General features: G+C 48.7%; 15 protein-coding genes and 1 rRNA gene. 5 read left to right on the top strand and 11 right to left on the bottom strand.

Features of this window, described 5'->3' with window-relative positions:
- Positions 1 to 59 precede the first annotated feature (59 nt).
- From rseP to rpsB, 8 genes are all read right to left on the bottom strand, one after another.
- The gene (gene rseP / locus DFR27_RS09965; protein ID WP_121877331.1) at positions 60 to 1,415 is read right to left on the bottom strand and encodes an RIP metalloprotease RseP; all 1,356 of its coding nucleotides are present in this window, start codon (positions 1,413 to 1,415) and stop codon (positions 60 to 62) included.
- Positions 1,415 to 2,590 (bottom strand): 1-deoxy-D-xylulose-5-phosphate reductoisomerase, encoded by a 1,176-nt coding sequence (gene ispC, locus DFR27_RS09960; RefSeq protein WP_121877330.1) that lies wholly within the window; start codon positions 2,588 to 2,590, stop codon positions 1,415 to 1,417. The genes rseP and ispC overlap by 1 nt, the downstream gene beginning before the upstream one ends.
- Positions 2,590 to 3,423, bottom strand: a complete 834-nt coding sequence (locus DFR27_RS09955) for a phosphatidate cytidylyltransferase (RefSeq protein ID WP_121877329.1) — start codon at positions 3,421 to 3,423, stop codon at positions 2,590 to 2,592. The genes ispC and DFR27_RS09955 overlap by 1 nt, the downstream gene beginning before the upstream one ends.
- A gap of 1 nt (position 3,424) precedes the next feature.
- Positions 3,425 to 4,156, bottom strand: a complete 732-nt coding sequence (gene uppS / locus DFR27_RS09950; RefSeq protein ID WP_121877328.1) for a polyprenyl diphosphate synthase — start codon at positions 4,154 to 4,156, stop codon at positions 3,425 to 3,427.
- A 120-nt stretch (positions 4,157 to 4,276) separates the two neighbouring features.
- The gene (gene frr / locus DFR27_RS09945) at positions 4,277 to 4,834 is read right to left on the bottom strand and encodes a ribosome recycling factor (RefSeq protein ID WP_121877327.1); all 558 of its coding nucleotides are present in this window, start codon (positions 4,832 to 4,834) and stop codon (positions 4,277 to 4,279) included.
- A 6-nt stretch (positions 4,835 to 4,840) separates the two neighbouring features.
- Complete coding sequence (gene pyrH / locus DFR27_RS09940) at positions 4,841 to 5,578, bottom strand: UMP kinase (RefSeq protein WP_121877326.1); 738 nt, start codon at positions 5,576 to 5,578, stop codon at positions 4,841 to 4,843.
- 81 nt (positions 5,579 to 5,659) lie between these two features.
- On the bottom strand, positions 5,660 to 6,517 hold the full coding sequence (gene tsf, locus DFR27_RS09935) for a translation elongation factor Ts (RefSeq protein ID WP_121877325.1): 858 nt from the start codon (positions 6,515 to 6,517) through the stop codon (positions 5,660 to 5,662).
- Between the two features lie 94 nt (positions 6,518 to 6,611).
- Entirely contained in the window at positions 6,612 to 7,349 is a 738-nt protein-coding gene (rpsB, locus tag DFR27_RS09930; protein ID WP_121877324.1) for a 30S ribosomal protein S2, read from the bottom strand.
- Positions 7,350 to 7,608: 259 nt separating this feature from the next.
- Between rpsB and map the strand changes: the two genes are divergently transcribed.
- The 5 genes from map to DFR27_RS09905 all read left to right on the top strand — a co-directional run bounded on the left by map (position 7,609) and on the right by DFR27_RS09905 (position 13,563).
- Positions 7,609 to 8,385 carry a type I methionyl aminopeptidase gene (map, locus tag DFR27_RS09925; protein WP_121877323.1) on the top strand — a complete coding sequence of 259 codons (777 nt, stop codon included), beginning with the start codon at positions 7,609 to 7,611 and terminating at the stop codon, positions 8,383 to 8,385.
- Between the two features lie 55 nt (positions 8,386 to 8,440).
- Positions 8,441 to 11,107, top strand: a complete 2,667-nt coding sequence (glnD, locus tag DFR27_RS09920; RefSeq protein WP_121877322.1) for a [protein-PII] uridylyltransferase — start codon at positions 8,441 to 8,443, stop codon at positions 11,105 to 11,107.
- A 4-nt stretch (positions 11,108 to 11,111) separates the two neighbouring features.
- Entirely contained in the window at positions 11,112 to 12,311 is a 1,200-nt protein-coding gene (gene dapC, locus DFR27_RS09915; RefSeq protein ID WP_121877601.1) for a succinyldiaminopimelate transaminase, read from the top strand.
- On the top strand, positions 12,298 to 12,951 hold the full coding sequence (nth, locus tag DFR27_RS09910; protein ID WP_121877321.1) for an endonuclease III: 654 nt from the start codon (positions 12,298 to 12,300) through the stop codon (positions 12,949 to 12,951). The genes dapC and nth overlap by 14 nt, the downstream gene beginning before the upstream one ends.
- Positions 12,952 to 13,050: 99 nt before the next feature.
- Entirely contained in the window at positions 13,051 to 13,563 is a 513-nt protein-coding gene (locus DFR27_RS09905; protein ID WP_121877320.1) for a peroxiredoxin, read from the top strand.
- A gap of 93 nt (positions 13,564 to 13,656) precedes the next feature.
- Here the strand turns inward: DFR27_RS09905 and DFR27_RS09900 are convergent, their stop codons facing one another.
- The 3 genes from DFR27_RS09900 to rrf form a co-directional block, all read right to left on the bottom strand.
- Positions 13,657 to 14,376, bottom strand: coding sequence for a glycosyltransferase (locus DFR27_RS09900; protein ID WP_211327618.1), 720 nt, complete (start codon positions 14,374 to 14,376; stop codon positions 13,657 to 13,659).
- A gap of 94 nt (positions 14,377 to 14,470) precedes the next feature.
- Positions 14,471 to 16,003 carry an HAD-IIA family hydrolase gene (locus tag DFR27_RS09895; protein WP_281269024.1) on the bottom strand — a complete coding sequence of 511 codons (1,533 nt, stop codon included), beginning with the start codon at positions 16,001 to 16,003 and terminating at the stop codon, positions 14,471 to 14,473.
- 917 nt (positions 16,004 to 16,920) lie between these two features.
- Positions 16,921 to 17,008 (bottom strand): 5S ribosomal RNA (rrf, locus tag DFR27_RS09890); the annotation flags it as partial.

Genomic DNA, 17,008 nt, shown 5'->3' with positions numbered 1-17,008 from the left:
TAAGTTAATTCTCTCGCGCGCTGTGATTGGCGCTTAATTCTTGTTATTTTTTGTCGGTTTTAGAGACGTAAAATATCGTTATATATTGCTAGTAACGTAACCAAAAGTACCAAGGCCATCCCTGCCTGCATGCCATACTGTTGCACGCGCTCGTTTACTGGTGAACCCTTAACAGCCTCAATGAAATAAAACAGTAAGTGCCCACCATCGAGAACCGGAATTGGAAGAAGGTTCAACACACCTAGACTTACACTAAGTAAGGCTAGCAAGCTAAGCCAACTCACAATACCGTTTGCCGCCGAATCGGATGCCACTTTAGCAATCGTTATCGGCCCACTCAAGTTTTTGGTGGAAATATCACCTGTTATCATCTTTGCAATCGACTTAACGATAAAAATCGAAGTCTCAACGGTCCGATCAACACCATTCACTAGTGCCTCAGGAATTGAATAGTGATAACGACGAACCATTTCCTCAGGCCATGATTGCTGCATTAGTGAGACACCGAGAAGCACTCGACGTTCATTATTTAGTTCACTTTCTTTAGGAATAATTATCAGATTTAATGCTTCGCCGTTGCGCACTAGGCCAAGCATTACCTCTTGATCAGCATGTGCTTGAATATAATCCGACCACTGGCTAAATCGTTCGAACGATTCGCTATCCGTCGTTTCAATCACATCACCGGCCAGCAGGCCGGCAATCTCGGCAGGGCTCTCGGCTTGCACCGAACTGACTTCCAATTTCAAAGGTGGCAACCAAGGTTTAATCCCAAGCTCCTCGATAGGATCACTGACCTCACCCTCAGACAGAAAACCCTCAATCGGCACACTGACATCGTAAGTCAAAGTTGATTCAGGGTAACCAACGGTAAACGTTACTAAGCCGCTTTCTCCTACCCTATCCAACAGGGCAAGCGAAACGTCACGCCACGTTGAGGTCTCTTCACCATCCACGGCATAAATTTCTTGGCCGGCACTCAAGTCTCGACTTGCCGCCGGTGTCGCAGGTTCGTAGGACCCAATAACGGGAGCTAGCCCCACCTCACCGCGAAGCGATAGCCCAAAGAATACAATCACCGCGAGCAATAGATTAATGGCCGGCCCAGCACCCACTATAGCTATACGCTGCCAAACAGTTTTGGCATCAAACATTTCGTGCGGTTCAGAATCTCGTGACTCATCGTCATGCTCACCGGCCATTCGGACGTAGCCGCCGAGCGGCAATGCGGAAAGCGAATACACAACACCATCTTTTGCGGTATAGCGAAGCAAGTCAGGACCAAAACCGATTGAGAATTTCAGCACCTTAACGCCACAGCGACGGGCCACCCAAAAATGGCCAAACTCGTGAATGGAAACCAAAATTCCAAGAGTTAGCAGCGCAATTAAAATCGTCTGTATCAATTCCACCATCACAACCCCTGATTAATCAACGAATGCGCCACTTCACGGGCAGCACGATCTATAGTGAGGATTTCATCTAGACTGTCAATTGCGTCAGAGAACTTCGCCTCTAGCGTTCTTTCACAGACTAGAGCGATATCACAAAAAGCAATCTCGCCCGCTAAAAATGCGGCGACGGCGACTTCATTGGCCGCATTAAGAACCGCTGGACTGGCTCCACCGGCCGCAAACGCTTCGCGCGCAAGCCAAAGGCAAGGATAGCGCTGGCGATCGGGGACATCGAAATCTAAACGAGCAACTTGGGTGAAATCCAGTGTTTTAACACCACTGGCAATTCGCTCAGGGTAAGCCAAACCATAAGCAATTGGGGTACGCATATCTGGATTACCCATTTGCGCAATAACCGAACCATCGAGATAACTCACCATGGAGTGGATAATACTTTGCGGATGCAGCACCACATCGATGTCGGCAGGTGTAACACCGAATAACCAACATGCTTCGATCAACTCCAAACCTTTGTTCATCATGGTCGCGGAATCAACTGAGATCTTGGGCCCCATACTCCAATTTGGATGGGCTATCGCGCGCTCTGGTGTAATAGCCCCGAATTCAGACAAGTCAGTAGTGCGAAATGGACCACCTGATCCGGTGAGTAGAATGCGCGAAACGCCGCCCTGTTCACGGTCAAATTTACCGCCTTCCAAACATTGAAAGATGGCATTATGCTCGCTATCAATGGGTAACAACGTAGCTCCGCTCTCCCGGACGGTTCGCATAAATAAGTCACCCGCAACCACCAACGATTCTTTGTTAGCCAGCAGGACTTTCTTACCGGCTTTCGCAGCCGCTAACGAAGCAGGCAAGCCTGCCGCACCAACGATGGCAGCCATGACGATATCAACAGAAGATGTCTCACTAACGTCAATCATGGCTTGAAGCCCTGATTGCACGTCAATATTGCTTCCTGACAGTTCGCGGCGCAGGTGATCGGCGGCGGTCGCGTCCGCCATCACGATCACTTCGGGGCTAAAACGTTGCGCATCGAGCAACATCTGCTGCCAATTAGCCCCTGCTACCAGAGCAAAAACCTGGTAGCGATTAGGGTGTTGAGCAATAACATCGAGTGTGTTCTGCCCAATCGACCCGGTAGAACCAAGAACGGTAACTTGCTGAAGTGGCATCAGTAGAACTCAAAGAAGTAAACAAGCGCGAACAGCGGAAATGCCGCAGACAGAGAGTCCAATCGATCCAAGAACCCGCCGTGACCAGGAAGCAGTACACCCGAATCCTTCACACCTGCCTGCCGCTTGAACATGCTCTCAGCGAGGTCACCAATGACCGAACCGACTATTGCGGCGAGTGTTGCTAAGATCCACCCCTTCCACTCTGATGCAGATAAGCCCAACAGGTAACCAATTAGCACACCAACAATAGACCCCAGCACCACACCACCAAAGAAGCCCTCCCAGGTTTTCTTGGGACTCACCTCTTTTGCCAATTTGTGCTTACCGATGGTTTTACCCACGGCGAAGGCACCCGTGTCATTGCCCACCGCCATCAAGAGCACTGCAATCAGAATAACGGCATAGTTCTGTTCAAGCTTGAGCAACACCATGGCGTACCAAGCTGGCACTAATACTAGTATGCCGAGCGTTAGGACGACCACTGGATGGCGCCAAATAGTCGCCGACGATGGATAACCCTGTATCCAGAGAAATAGCACCCCCCAAACAAGGCTAGCGCCAATAAAGACGGTGCGCACAACTTCGATATCAAAACTAGTCAAACCGTCGAAGGTCAACCAGTGAAGCGCCACCATCACCAGCGCTACGAAACCAACGAAGACAGCCTTGACCCAGCGGTTAGCGATGGCTGCTAACTGAGCCCACTCCCAAGCACCAAGTAGCCAAACTACGGCCAAAAAAAGCGTTCCTTGCAGAGGGTTAGAGTAAACAACGCCTGCGATAAATAAAGCTGCAATAACCACTGCGGTTATAACTCGCTGCTTAAGCATATTAAGACCCTTGCGCCGCTATCTGTTCCGATGTCATACCAAAGCGACGTTGCCGCCCCGCGTAATCCACCAGCGCCTTCTCAAGGCTCTCGCCTGTAAAGTCAGGCCACAGTTCGGGCGTAAAATAAAATTCAGTATAGGCGCATTGCCAGATTAAGTAGTTACTTATCCGTTGTTCACCGCCCGTTCTAATCAATAAATCAGGCTCCGGCACATCACTCAATTGGCATGCCTGCGTAAATAACGCCTCGTTAATTTCGTCCACTTCAAGCCTGCCGGCTTTAACGTCTTGAGCTAGCTTTTTCGCCGCCTCCACGATATCCCAACGACCGCCGTAATCCACGGCGATATTCAATTGGTATTCGCCATTCTCCGTTACGCGCTCAGCTTCATCCATCACCGCGTTCAACTTCTTAGAGAATCGCTCTCTAGAGCCTATCAAATGCAGCCGAACATTCTTTTTCGCCAGCAGCTTAGCTTCCTTTTCAAGGTAACGCTGGAGCAGCGCCATCAGCCCTTTGACTTCCGCTGCGGGACGCTGCCAGTTCTCGCTAGAAAACGCGTAGAGCGTTAAGACTTTTACGCCCGAGGCAATAGCCGCCTCTAGGATTTCACGAACGCGTTCCACGCCCTCTTGATGGCCAGCGATGCCAAACTTTTTTCGCGCCTTTGCCCAGCGATTATTACCATCCATGATGATAGCAACATGCTGAGGGATAGAATTTCCACTCAAAGTTAGACAACCTCGGTATAACAGTCAAAATAACCCATCGACTATAACAAAATTTTGCCCGTTAAAAAAAGAAATGCCGGACTCAGTGGACTGAATCCGGCATCGAAAAGCAAAGACTGATTAAATTTCCATCAAATCTCGTTCTTTCACCTCAAGCATCTCTGCGATCTTGGCAACGTACTGATCCGTCAATTTCTGAATCTGATCTTCACCACGACGCAATTCATCTTCAGAAATTTCCTTTTCCTTAAGCAAATCTTTGAAGTCGGCATTGGCATCGCGGCGCGCGTTACGAACCGAAACTCGAGCCGTTTCCGCCTCAGCTCTCGCCTGCTTGGTGTATTGCTTTCGAGTCTCTTCGGTTAGCATTGGCATTGGCACGCGAATCAAGGTACCAGACGTTGCAGGATTCAAGCCCAAATCCGAAGCCATGATTGCTTTTTCAATAACTGGCGTCATCGGCTTCTCCCAAGGAGAAACCGTTAGCGTACGAGCATCTTCAACGCCAATATTAGCAACTTGCTTCAAAGGGGTTGGCGTACCGTAGTAATCAACAAAAACGGTATCAAGAATGGCAGGGTGTGCACGACCAGTACGAATTTTACTAAATGCACTCGTTAGCGCGACCAAACTTTTCTCCATCCGCGCCTTCGCGTCAGACTGAATTTCATTCATCATCGTGTTTTATTCCTCTATCAAGGTGCCTTCATTATCGCCAACAACGATATTTAATAGCGCACCTGCTTTTGACATTCTAAAGACGCGAACAGGCATTCCGTGATCACGTACTAGGCATATTGACGTTAAATCCATAACACCCAGCTTCTTATCAAGCACTTCATCGTAGCTAAGGCGGTCATACATTACCGCAGCCGGATCCTTCATCGGATCAGCCGTGTAGACACCATCTACCTTAGTTGCTTTCAGCACGATATCCGCTTCAATTTCAATACCGCGGAGCGATGCAGCAGAGTCCGTAGTAAAGAATGGATTGCCAGTACCCGCCGCAAAAATCAAAACTTCGTTATTCGCAAGACAGCGAACAGCTTGACGACGGTCGTAATGATCAACAATACCGCTCATTGGAATGGCCGACATAACACGGCTGGAGATATTCGCTCGCTCAAGTGCGTCACGCATCGCTAATGCATTCATTACCGTAGCCAGCATACCCATATGGTCACCAGCAACGCGATCGAGTCCAGCTTCGCTCAGCGCTTTACCACGAAATAGGTTTCCGCCACCGATAACAAGACCTACCTGAACACCAATACCAACAAGCTGACCTATTTCAAGCGCCATCTTATCAAGTACTTTTGGGTCGATACCGAAGTCTCCGTCACCCATTAGCTCTTCGCCGCTAAGCTTCAATAGAATTCGCTTGTACTTACGATCTTTTGCCTTCTTTTCAGTCACACCCATAACTCTCCCAAGAATCTCGACATAAACATAGTATATACAAAAACGGCGAACCGAGGTTCGCCGTTTGCGTCAAAGCAACAATTACTTGCTACCCTGAACCTGAGCCGCCACTTCTGCTGCGAAGTCAGTTTCTTCTTTTTCGATGCCTTCACCCACTTCGAAACGAATGAAGCCAGTAATATCAGCACCCGCTTCTTTAAGAAGCTTACCAACTGTTAGCTCAGGGTTCTTAACGAACGCCTGCTCTACCAAGCTGTTTTCAGCCAAGAACTTACGGATACGACCAACCATCATCTTCTCAACGATTTCTGCTGGCTTACCTTCCATATCAGGCTGTGCCTTGATAATGCCTTTTTCAGCTTCAACAACATCTTCAGGCATATCTTCTGGCTTTGCAACACGCGGGTTAACCGCTGCAATGTGCATTGCTACGTCACGAGCTAACTCTTCAGAGCCACCCTCAAGACCAACAAGAACACCGATACGACCTGTTGAGTGCAAGTAGAAACCTGTAACAGGCGCTTCTAAACGAGCGATACGACGAACAGAGATGTTTTCACCAATCTTCTGCACAAGCGCTTCACGTTGAGCTTCGATACCGTTAGCAAGCAATGCTGCAACATCATCAGAACCCTGCGCTTCCGCTGCAACACAAACGTCACTAACGAAGCCCTTGAAGCCGTCATCACGCGCAACAAAGTCAGTTTCTGAGTTAACTTCTACCATGGTTGCAACCGATGCTGAACCACGAACAGCCAAAAGACCTTCAGCCGCTGTACGACCTGCTTTCTTAGCTGCCTTAAGACCTGACGCTTTACGTAGATCTTCAATTGCCTTCTCGACATCACCGCCGGCTTCTTTAAGTGCTTTTTTGCACTCCATCATGCCAAGACCGGTACGATCGCGAAGTTCTTTAACCATTGACGCTGAAATAGCCATTCTAAATTCCTCTAATCAATCCTGTAACACTAAGATTCCAAAAAGGGGCTAGTTAATAGCCCCTTTCAAAGATGGGTAGTTCTACCAAAACTGCTTATTTAGCAGCCTGTTCGCCTTCTACTTCAACGAACTCATCCTTTGCTACAACTTCACCAGCCTTACCTTCAAGTACTGCATCAGCTACTGCAACTGAGTACAACTTGATTGCGCGGATTGCATCATCGTTTGCAGGGATGATGTAGTCAACGCCGTCTGGGTTGCTGTTAGTATCAACGATACCGATTACTGGGATGCCTAGCTTGTTAGCTTCCTGGATTGCGATACGCTCATGATCAACGTCAATTACGAATAGCGCGTCAGGTAGACCGCCCATGTCCTTGATACCACCGATTGAGTTCTCAAGCTTAGCCATTTGACGAGTGCGCATTAGCGCTTCTTTCTTGGTTAGCTTTTCGAACGTACCGTCTGCTGACTGAGCTTCTAGCTCACGTAGCTTGCGGATCGAAGCACGGATTGTTTTGTAGTTAGTAAGCATGCCACCCAACCAACGGTGAGTAACGTGCGGCTGGCCTGCGCGAGTTGCTTCTTCAGCCATAATCTTACCCGCAGCGCGCTTAGTACCAACAAAAAGAACTTTGTTGTTGTTAGAAGCTAGCTTCTTAACAAGATCAAGTGCTTCATTGAAAGCAGGAACAGTGTGCTCAAGGTTAATGATATGAATCTTGTTACGTGCGCCAAAGATGTATTTACCCATCTTAGGGTTCCAGTAACGAGTTTGGTGACCGAAGTGTGCGCCTGCTTTAAGCAGATCACGCATTAATACGTTTGCCATGATAATAATCCTTATCGGGTTATGCCTCCACACATCCCAATTACCAACCCCGTAAATAGGGGCACCCAAGTAATCGTGCCGATGTATGTGAGAGTTAAATTTAAAGTTTATGCCCAAGCCAATAAGCTCAAGCGCGCGTTTTATACCATAAAAGTTATTTTAACGCCAATGAAAGCTGAAATTTTAACTAAAAGTCAGTAAACTACTCGCCAAGATTCACAATCCATTCAATCTGTCGCTTGAGGAGCCTTAAGCCACTATGAGCATTAGCTTAAAATCACCCGCCGAAATTGAAGAGATGCGCGTTGCGTGTCAAATGGCCGCAGAGGTGCTCGTCGTGATTGGCGACTACGTCAAGCCCGGCATGACCACTGGCGAGATTGACCAAATCTGCCACGATTATATTGTTAACAAACAAAAGGCTATTCCCGCCTGTTTGAATTACAACGGTTTCCCCAAATCAATCTGCACTTCTATTAACCACGTAGTTTGTCATGGCATCCCTAGCGCGAGTCGCAAACTTAAAGAAGGTGACATCATCAATATTGACGTCACGGTGATCGAAAACGGGTGGCACGGCGACACCAGTAAAATGTTTTTTGTGGGCAAAGTTAGCCCCCATGCCAAGCGTCTGGTTGAGATCACCCAAGAGTGTATGTACAAAGGTATTGAACTGGTTAAGCCGGGCGCGAAGCTCGGTGATATTGGCCACGTGATCCAACAGCATGCTGAAGCAAACTACTATAGCGTTGTCAGAGAGTATTGCGGTCACGGGATTGGAAAGGTATTCCATGAAGAGCCGCAGGTACTTCACTATGGTCGCCCCGATACGGGCCTCGAACTCAAAGAGGGTATGGTCTTCACTATTGAACCTATGATCAACCAGGGGAAACGCCACACTAAACTAAAACGCGATGGTTGGACCGTTGAAACGAAAGACGGACGCCTTTCTGCTCAGTGGGAACACACCATTGCCGTGACCGCTACGGGTGTAGACGTTTTAACCAAGCGAAGCGACGAAATCCTCCCGTTCTAACTTCCGATTCGCAGGCGTCCATGATGGACGCCCTGCTCGCTTAAATGGACTCACTATGCCAGCCAATGCTCCTGCACCTGAATTCTTCGATACCAATGAATTCGAACAGTCATTCGTAACAACCCCCATAATTAGTTGCTACAAACAGGCAATTCAAACAGCCAATAACGAGCTTGATCATCGATTTGTAGAGGGAGAGAGTATTCGCAGCTTAGTGGCCGAACGAAGCGACTTTTTTGACTACCTTTTGACTCACCTTTGGAATCGCTTTATTCCAACCACCGCCGAACTCGAACTCATCGCTGTCGGGGGATACGGACGCGGAGAACTTCATCCACAATCGGATCTAGACATCCTAATTCTGGTTGGCGATACAAACCCTGAGATCGACGATCAGCTTAGCGCCTATGTGACGGCTCTTTGGGATCTAGGTCTTAAGATCGGACACGCCGTTCGATCGGTAGAGCAAGCCATTGCGCTAGCGCGCAAAGACCTCACCGTAATGACCAACATTATCGAGTCTCGGGGTCTTGCGGGAAACGGTGAGTTACTTGAGGCATTAGTCGGTCAAACTCGCACCGAAGAAATGTGGAACGCTCAGGACTACTTCAATGCAAAGATTGAAGAGCAAGAGATTCGCCATGAACGAAATAATAATACCGAGTACAACCTAGAGCCGAACGTTAAAACAGCTCCTGGGGGATTGAGAGATATCCAAACTATCGCCTGGGTGGCCAAGCGAAGCTTTGGCGCAGGCGATCTTCCTTCACTGCATAAAATGGGTTTTTTGACCGATACCGAATTTTCACTCCTTCGCAATGGTGAAACATTCCTCTGGCGAGTTCGCTACGGCATTCACATGCTCAGTAAGCGCCCCGAGGAACGCCTTCAGGTAGATGCCCAACGACAGCTTGCCGATATTTTTGGCTACTCCGACAACCCGAAAGCGCTTGGCGTAGAGCAATTTATGCGTCGTTATTATCGCTGGGTGGCAACACTCTCTCAACTCAACGAAGTGTTATTGCAGTACTTGCGCGAATCCATTTTGGGTGAATCTCCGGACAGCGCGCCCAAGACGATAAACCGACGCTTCAACACCGTCGATGGCTACATTCAAACTAGCAATACCACTATATTCGCGCGCTACCCCTCGGCCATGTTAGAGATCTTCGATCTCATGGGAGACGATCCAGACATCAAGGGCATTAGAGCATCAACTATCCGACAACTTCGAGCTCACCTCCACCTCATTGATCGGCGTTATCGTGCCGACCTTCGCAATACCTCATTATTCATGGAGATTATGCGCAGCCCTTATAATTTAAGCCGCATACTGAAATGGATGTCTGAGTACGGAGTCCTTGGCGCCTACTTACCCGAATGGGATAAGATTACTGGGCTAATGCAGCACGACCTCTTTCATCGCTATACGGTTGATGCGCATACACTCATCTTGGTAAAACACCTGCGTATGTTCCATCAGGGGCTTCGCAGTGATGACTTCCCGGTTGCGACTCGGGTTGCCCGCAAACTACCCAAACCAGAACTTCTCTTTATTGCGGGGCTGTTTCATGACATAGCCAAAGGGCGAGGCGGAAATCATGCTCAGCTTGGCGCTATCGATGCGAGAAATTTTTGCGAGCGTCACCACCTTGGCGCCTGGGACACCAACCTAGTTAGTTGGCTAATTGATAAACATCTATTGATGAGTGGCGTCTCGCAAAAACAAGATCTTTCCGATCCTGACGTGATTAACCGTTTTGCAGAAAAAGTGGGCGATCAGACCTACCTCGACTATTTATTCTGTCTCACTGTTGCCGATATCAATGCCACCAACCCAGAGCTCTGGAATAGCTGGAAAGCACTGTTGCTTCGTCAGTTGTACCACCAAACAAGTGCTGCACTAGCGCGCGGAGCTGAGAACCCTACCAACGCCATCATGTGGATTGCGGACACAAAGGCTGGGGCGTTAGCCATCCTCAAAAAAGATGGTTATCGCATTGAAGACGTTGAGCAACTTTGGAGCGCTTACCATGATGATTATTTTCTTCGCGAAAATACTGCCGACGTAGCGTGGCACACACGCCTTACACTGGATCACAATTCAGATGAACCGCTCGTATCGGTCAAGGACACCCGAGATTCTCAGGCTATTTCGGCCACGCAGATTTTCGTTCGAACCGTTGACCACCCAAGAGTGTTCGCCGCCATCACCAAAGCACTTTACCGGCTGAATCTGAGCGTCTATGACGCGCGAATCCACTCACTCGATGATGGCTTTACCGCGGACACGTTCATTGTCCTCGATAATAACAAAGAAACCGTGGCACACGATGCAGCGAAGGTGGCGAGAATTATTGAGGTGATCACTCATGATCTCACCTACATTAATGTTGTTGCCGATTCACCTAGCAGCAAAACTAGTCGTTTAGATCAGTACTTCCATCGCAAGACCAAAGCATCTATTAGTACCGAACCTAGTGAGCGTTACTCAGTCTTGCACGTCGTCACGTCGGACACACCCGGCCTTCTAGCCCGACTTGCAACGGTACTTAACCGCCATGATATTAACCTCCACTTCGCTCGGACCCTTACCATGGGCGAAAAGGTAGAGGACACCTTTCATTTAACCACTGCAGAAGGTGTACCCATTTCAAATGAAGATGACATAAATAGCCTCATCGATGACATCGAAACCTCCATTGATGAGCTCCACGAGTAATGCTATGAACCCGTATTTAGAAACTTTACAGCCGTACCCGTTTGAACGACTACGCGCCCTTAAAAAAGACATCGCGCCAATGATGACACCCGAGATATTTCTCTCCATTGGCGAGCCCAAACACGCGGCACCTACTATTGCCACGGAAGCGCTGATTAACTCAATGAGTGAAATTACCCGCTATCCCAGCACACTAGGCACACCCGAACTCCGAGGCGCCATCTCCAGCTGGTTGCTCAACCGCTTTAATGCCAAGGTTGATTCAAGTACGGAAGTCATCCCCTGCAACGGCACTCGAGAAGGTATCTTTTCACTTATTCAAGCCATTGTAGATCGTCATCAGGACAAACCTCAGGTGGCGATGCCCAATCCGTTCTATCAAATTTACGAGGGTGCTGCGCTGCTTGCTGGTGCTCAACCTGTATTCCTTAACATCTCCAAGGACACTCACGGTCAGCCCGACTTTCAAGCGGTAGACTCCGAGACATGGCAGAACACTCAGTTACTCATACTTTGCACCCCGGGAAATCCTACCGGTGAATGTTTAAGCGTTGATACGCTTAAAGGGCTTATCGCTTTAGCCGATCAACATGACTTTATTATCGCTTCAGACGAATGCTATTCAGAACTCTATCCATCCAATTCTCCTGCGCCGGCGGGACTCCTACAAGCCTGTGCAGAACTTGGTAGAACGGATTTCTCTCGCTGCTTGGCAATTCATTCCTTAAGTAAACGCTCTAACTTACCTGGGCTGCGCTCAGGCTTTATTGCCGGTGACGCCACAATAATCAAACCCTACACAACCTATCGAACATATCATGGTTGTGCGATGAGCCTACCTACTCAGCATGCCTCCGTGGCTGCTTGGAATGATGAGCAACACGTTGAAGTTAATCGTACCGCCTACGACAAAAAATATGGCATGTTTGTCGAGCGCCTGTCGCCCTTCTTTGACATCCAACGGCCAGATGCCAGCTTCTACATCTGGTTAAATGTAAACGGCGACGATCAAAGTTTTGCTCGTGAGCTCTTTCGCACCACAGGTATTACCGTGCTACCCGGAAGCTTTCTCGCAAGAGAGTCCCATGGCGTTAACCCTGGATACGGTTATGTTCGAATAGCTCTGGTTGCCGAATTTGCTGAGTGCGCCGAAGCGGCAGATCGGATTGTTGCATTTATGGAGCTTCATCATGAACAAAGCTGAGCGCGTTGACTATATCTTCGATAAACTCATGCAGACCTATCCTGAACCACCTGTGCCGCTTGATCACTTTGACAGCTACTCGCTGTTAGTGGCCGTTCTGCTTTCTGCACAATGCACGGATGCGCGCGTTAACACAGTAACACCTGCGCTCTGGCAACTTGCCGATAACCCGTTCGATATGGCAAAGCAATCAGTCGCAGATATCCAAGCCATCATCCGACCTTGTGGATTGTCGCCACAAAAGGCGAAGGCCATTCAAGGGTTATCGCAAATCCTGGTAGCGAAACATAATGGCCAAGTACCCGATAATTTTAAGGACCTAGAAGCACTGCCTGGGGTAGGTCATAAGACCGCTGGTGTTGTCATGGCACAAGCGTTTGGCCATCCAGCCTTTCCCGTTGATACTCACATCCATCGTCTCGCTCAGCGATGGGGCCTAACATCCGGGAAATCCGTGGAACAGACAGAGAGAGATCTTAAACGACTCTTTCCAGAATCAGCATGGAATAAGCTTCATCTTCAGATCATTTTTTGGGGGCGTGACTATTGCACGGCGAGAGGTTGCGACGGGCGAGTGTGTGAAATCTGTACCAACACCTACCCTGATCGCAAGCATGCTAAAAAACTGAAGAAACCTTGAGTAAATTTGATCCAACTGGATGCACGTGTCGTAACTGACTTCAACTAAGAGCTAAGGCGTATTCAGACGCCTTGTCGACTACTGATAAGAGGATTCACTATGAAATTTTTCGCTGCTGCCTTAACGGCATTAATTAGCCTTAACGCGTTTGCGCTCGAAGTTGGTGACCAAGCCCCAGCCTTCGAACTACCTGCTAGTGACGGCAACACCTACAACTCCCAAGATTTCATCGGCAAACAAGCCGTAGTTATTGCGTGGTACCCCAAAGCTTTCACAAGCGGTTGCACGGTTGAGTGCAAGTCACTAGCAATGAACGGCCATTTAATTGAAGAGTACGATGCCGCGTACTTTATGGCCAGTGTTGACCCGCTTGAGGATAACACCCGTTTTGCTGAAGAGAATGACGCCAAGTTCCCCATTCTTTCAGACGAGGACAAGACTGTCGCCGAGGCGATGGACGTTTTGATTCCTGTAATAGGAGTTGCCTCAAGAGTAACGATCTACATCGATATCGATGGCAACATTGCGTTTATCGATGACGACATCAACCCGGCAACGTCAGCAGAAGACATTGCCGCGCGTTTAGGAGAGCTAAATACCCCGAAGGCGTAGCTATTTAGTGTAATGACGCTGCCGAGATTCGACACTTAACAACAAAAAGGGAACCCGAGGGTTCCCTTTTTTTACACCCCAACGGATGCAGTGCTATTCGCACCAATAATCTTCAATCCATCTTGCAGGCTTGAAGTGTCGATACCACTTACCACTTTTGCCCTCTACCGCTTCAGGTGGATTTGGCAGACCGTGAAAGATCAAAATTTTCGCATCGTCCGGAATGAAAGGATCAACAAAGAAATTCATCGGAAACCGCGGCAAACATTTGTACTTAAAACTTGGCACCCATTCATCTGGCCAAAACTGCATTTTACCAGCTCGATGCATCTCACGAGATAGGTAAGCCTGCTCATGGCGCACTTCACCTCGAACCTGCTCAAAATTATCAACGAAGTTTTGCAAAATCTCTGGGTACGAACCAGGAATAAATCGAAAGATGGAAGAATTACCCTCCATCTTAGCTGGGTTCTTCTTATCGTGAGCAATGAAGAACTCGCCTTCGATATCGAAGAATGGATCAATTGAGTCAACGATCACAACATCTAAGTCTAGGAACAAGGTAGGACCTTCTAAACCGCCGAAACCAGGCGCGAAGACCGTAAGCTTGCGCCAACCACGCTCAGGGAGGCCCGATGGTAAATCCAACTCCGGCAACGGCTGCACTTCAACTTCATCACGAATACCCGTGCCGTTTTCAGTGAAACAAACGAAGCGAAAATCCCCAGTGAGATTTCGACGAACCATGGCATAAAGGCGATTCACGTAGTGCGGGGGAAACTTATCACCCCATTTCATACAAATAATATTCAAAAGTACCTTCCTTTAGCTGCGCCGATGGAATCAAACAACCAAGCCATCAACAATGAAACCAATTGTAGCGATCCCCGACAACTATCACTCATCACTAGGCAAGAATCGCGCGAACAGACGGCTCTACATAGTTAGGTTTAACTGAGGAGTCTTCAAGATCCTCGCGTGACGCCTCGCCCGTAAGCACCAGCAGTGAGCCTAAACCCGCGGCTTCAGCCATAGCAATATCCGTGTGAAGTCGGTCGCCAATCATCAGAATCTGGTCGGCACCGTACTTGTCTACAAGATTAGCAACCATAACGGTATTTGGCTTCCCGAACACCTCAGTAGGCGCCTTCCCAGTGGTTGCTTGCAACATTACAGTCAGCGCTCCAATATCTGGGATCGGACCGTGCTCTGAAGGACAAAAGACGTCAGGGTGAGTGCAAACATAATCTACGCCGCGATTGATGAGTCGACAAGCGTCAATAAGTTTAGAGTAGGCCAGTTCGGTGTCATAACCCACCACCACATATTCAGGATCGTTGGTGCAGATTTCAATACCAGCATCAAGTACGGCTTTCTTCAAGCTTACCGTACCGAGCACAAAAACCTTCTCAACTGACCTCGCTAGTAACTCTTGAATAACCAGCTGTGAAGATAGAATTATCTCGCTCTCGTCAGCGTTAATCCCCATGGTCGCAAGGCGATTTTGGTAATCGATCACGGCCTTTGAACTGTTATTGGACATAAAGTAGACGGACTTACCCGCATCGCGAAGACGCTGGACAGCAAGGTCACCATCCTCTACGGTTTCACTGCCCACATAGAGCGTGCCATCTAAGTCGAAGACATAGGCCTCATAATCTGCAATAGAGCGGGTTCGCTGTGAAAATAAGCTGTCTGCACGTTGAAGGTCTTCGTAGTTATCGATTTCCACCCAATCTAAAGCAGAGACATCACACACCTCGGCGGCCAAGCCTTGTGCCTGGAACAGGCGCTGCATAGCTACCTCAGTCCAGTCTTTGAGATTCTCTTCAACTTCAACAACTCGATCAATCTCCGCAAAGAGCGTTGAACTGGCGTTGTCGCTAAACTTATAAAAATCAATTGAGCAGCCAACCGCTTTCTCTGGACCAATTTGCTTAGAGATATCCGAGATTCGTCCGTCATCAAGGCAGGTTACCTTCATCGACTCTTCGTCGTAACGGCCAACGTCCACCGCAATGAGGTTGTCACGAGGGTCCTCTAGCAATGCCTTAACAACGTTATCATCAACAGCGAGATCTGCATTATTCAGAACAAACGCTTCACCATTGATAAAACGCTTAACGAGATAAAGCGAGTACATATTGTTGGTAATCTCGTAATCGTCGTTCGCTACGATCTCGATCGACAGATCTTTGATATGCTTAACGTGTTCGCGGATAGCCTGCCCTTCATAGCCAACCACAATGATCACGCGCTTTATTCCCGCAACGCGATAAGCATCTAACTGGTAATCCAAAATTGGCTTTCCAGCACAACTAACCAAGCACTTCGGTTTTAAATTGGTCATGGGTCGAAGGCGAGAGCCTACCCCAGCCGCTAATATAACTCCTAACAAGCGCTTCCCCTCTAGTGAAACGGTAATGAGATGTGAATACACATCCGATGATGTGAATGAATTATGCGCTATAGCCTAAAGCTTTTCCACTAACCGCCCCACGTTTAGACTCCTCGGGTAGCTATATTGTCTAAGGATGGCAAGCTGCTTGCCCTTTAATGCGTCGCCTGCGGCAAAGGCCATGTGAGGTAGCTCACCCATAAAGTACAATACAAAGAAAACCCCAACCTGCTCTGCAGATTGGGGTTTCTTTTTAATTAAGTGCCTGGCGTCCGCTGCGCGGTCCGGTGATCAAGCACAGCTTGATCCCGTTCAGCTTCGCTCGGTTGCTGTGCAACCTAAAGCGCTCGCTCCGAGCTTAAGGTCAGCGGCTCCGTTACACCCGATTAAAAGGACGGGGACACCCACTGCTTCGCAGGCCGGTGATCAAGCACTGCTTGATCCCGTTCAGCTTCGCTCGGTTGCTGTGCAACCTAAAGCGCTCGCTCCGAGCTTAAGGTCAGCGGCTCCGTTACACCCGATTAAAAGGACGGGGACACCCACTGCTTCGCAGGCCGGTGATCAAGCACTGCTTGATCCCGTTCGAACCCACAAAGCGCTGCGCGCTTTAAACGTGGGTTCTCACCCTACTATCACATGGGGGCGTCGCCTGCGGCAACGGCCATGTGAGGTAGCTCTCGTTGAGGAATTTCAGGCAATAAAAAAGGCCCAACCTAACGGTTGAGCCTTCTTTATTGTATTAAGTGCCTGGCGTCCGCTGCGCGGTCCGGTGATCAAGCACAGCTTGATCCCGTTCTGCTTCGCTCGGTTGCTGTGCAACCTAAAGCGCTCGCTTCACCCTACTATCACATGGGGGGCGTCGCCTGCGGCAACGGCCATGTAAGCTAACTCACCCATAAAGTACAATAAAAAGAAAACCCCAACCTGCTCTGCAGATTGGGGTTTCTTTTTAATTAAGTGCCTGGCGGTGACCTACTCTCACATGGGGAAACCCCACACTACCATCGGCGATGAAACGTTTCACTTCTGAGTTCGGGATGGGATCAG

It is taken from the genome of Umboniibacter marinipuniceus (assembly GCF_003688415.1).
Taxonomy (GTDB): Bacteria; Pseudomonadota; Gammaproteobacteria; order Pseudomonadales; family DSM-25080; genus Umboniibacter; species Umboniibacter marinipuniceus.
This window is presented reverse-complemented; position numbering and strand designations above follow the sequence as displayed.

What these genes read in the sequence shown, in the direction of transcription:
- rseP (WP_121877331.1), bottom strand. Translation starts at nt 1,415, where the DNA reads ATGGTGGAATTGATACAGACGATTTTAATTGCGCTGCTAACTCTTGGA.
- ispC (WP_121877330.1), bottom strand. Translation starts at nt 2,590, where the DNA reads ATGCCACTTCAGCAAGTTACCGTTCTTGGTTCTACCGGGTCGATTGGG.
- DFR27_RS09955 (WP_121877329.1), bottom strand. Translation starts at nt 3,423, where the DNA reads ATGCTTAAGCAGCGAGTTATAACCGCAGTGGTTATTGCAGCTTTATTT.
- frr (WP_121877327.1), bottom strand. Translation starts at nt 4,834, where the DNA reads ATGATGAATGAAATTCAGTCTGACGCGAAGGCGCGGATGGAGAAAAGT.
- pyrH (WP_121877326.1), bottom strand. Translation starts at nt 5,578, where the DNA reads ATGGGTGTGACTGAAAAGAAGGCAAAAGATCGTAAGTACAAGCGAATT.
- tsf (WP_121877325.1), bottom strand. Translation starts at nt 6,517, where the DNA reads ATGGCTATTTCAGCGTCAATGGTTAAAGAACTTCGCGATCGTACCGGT.
- rpsB (WP_121877324.1), bottom strand. Translation starts at nt 7,349, where the DNA reads ATGGCAAACGTATTAATGCGTGATCTGCTTAAAGCAGGCGCACACTTC.
- map (WP_121877323.1), top strand. Translation starts at nt 7,609, where the DNA reads ATGAGCATTAGCTTAAAATCACCCGCCGAAATTGAAGAGATGCGCGTT.
- glnD (WP_121877322.1), top strand. Translation starts at nt 8,441, where the DNA reads ATGCCAGCCAATGCTCCTGCACCTGAATTCTTCGATACCAATGAATTC.
- dapC (WP_121877601.1), top strand. Translation starts at nt 11,112, where the DNA reads ATGAACCCGTATTTAGAAACTTTACAGCCGTACCCGTTTGAACGACTA.
- nth (WP_121877321.1), top strand. Translation starts at nt 12,298, where the DNA reads ATGAACAAAGCTGAGCGCGTTGACTATATCTTCGATAAACTCATGCAG.
- DFR27_RS09905 (WP_121877320.1), top strand. Translation starts at nt 13,051, where the DNA reads ATGAAATTTTTCGCTGCTGCCTTAACGGCATTAATTAGCCTTAACGCG.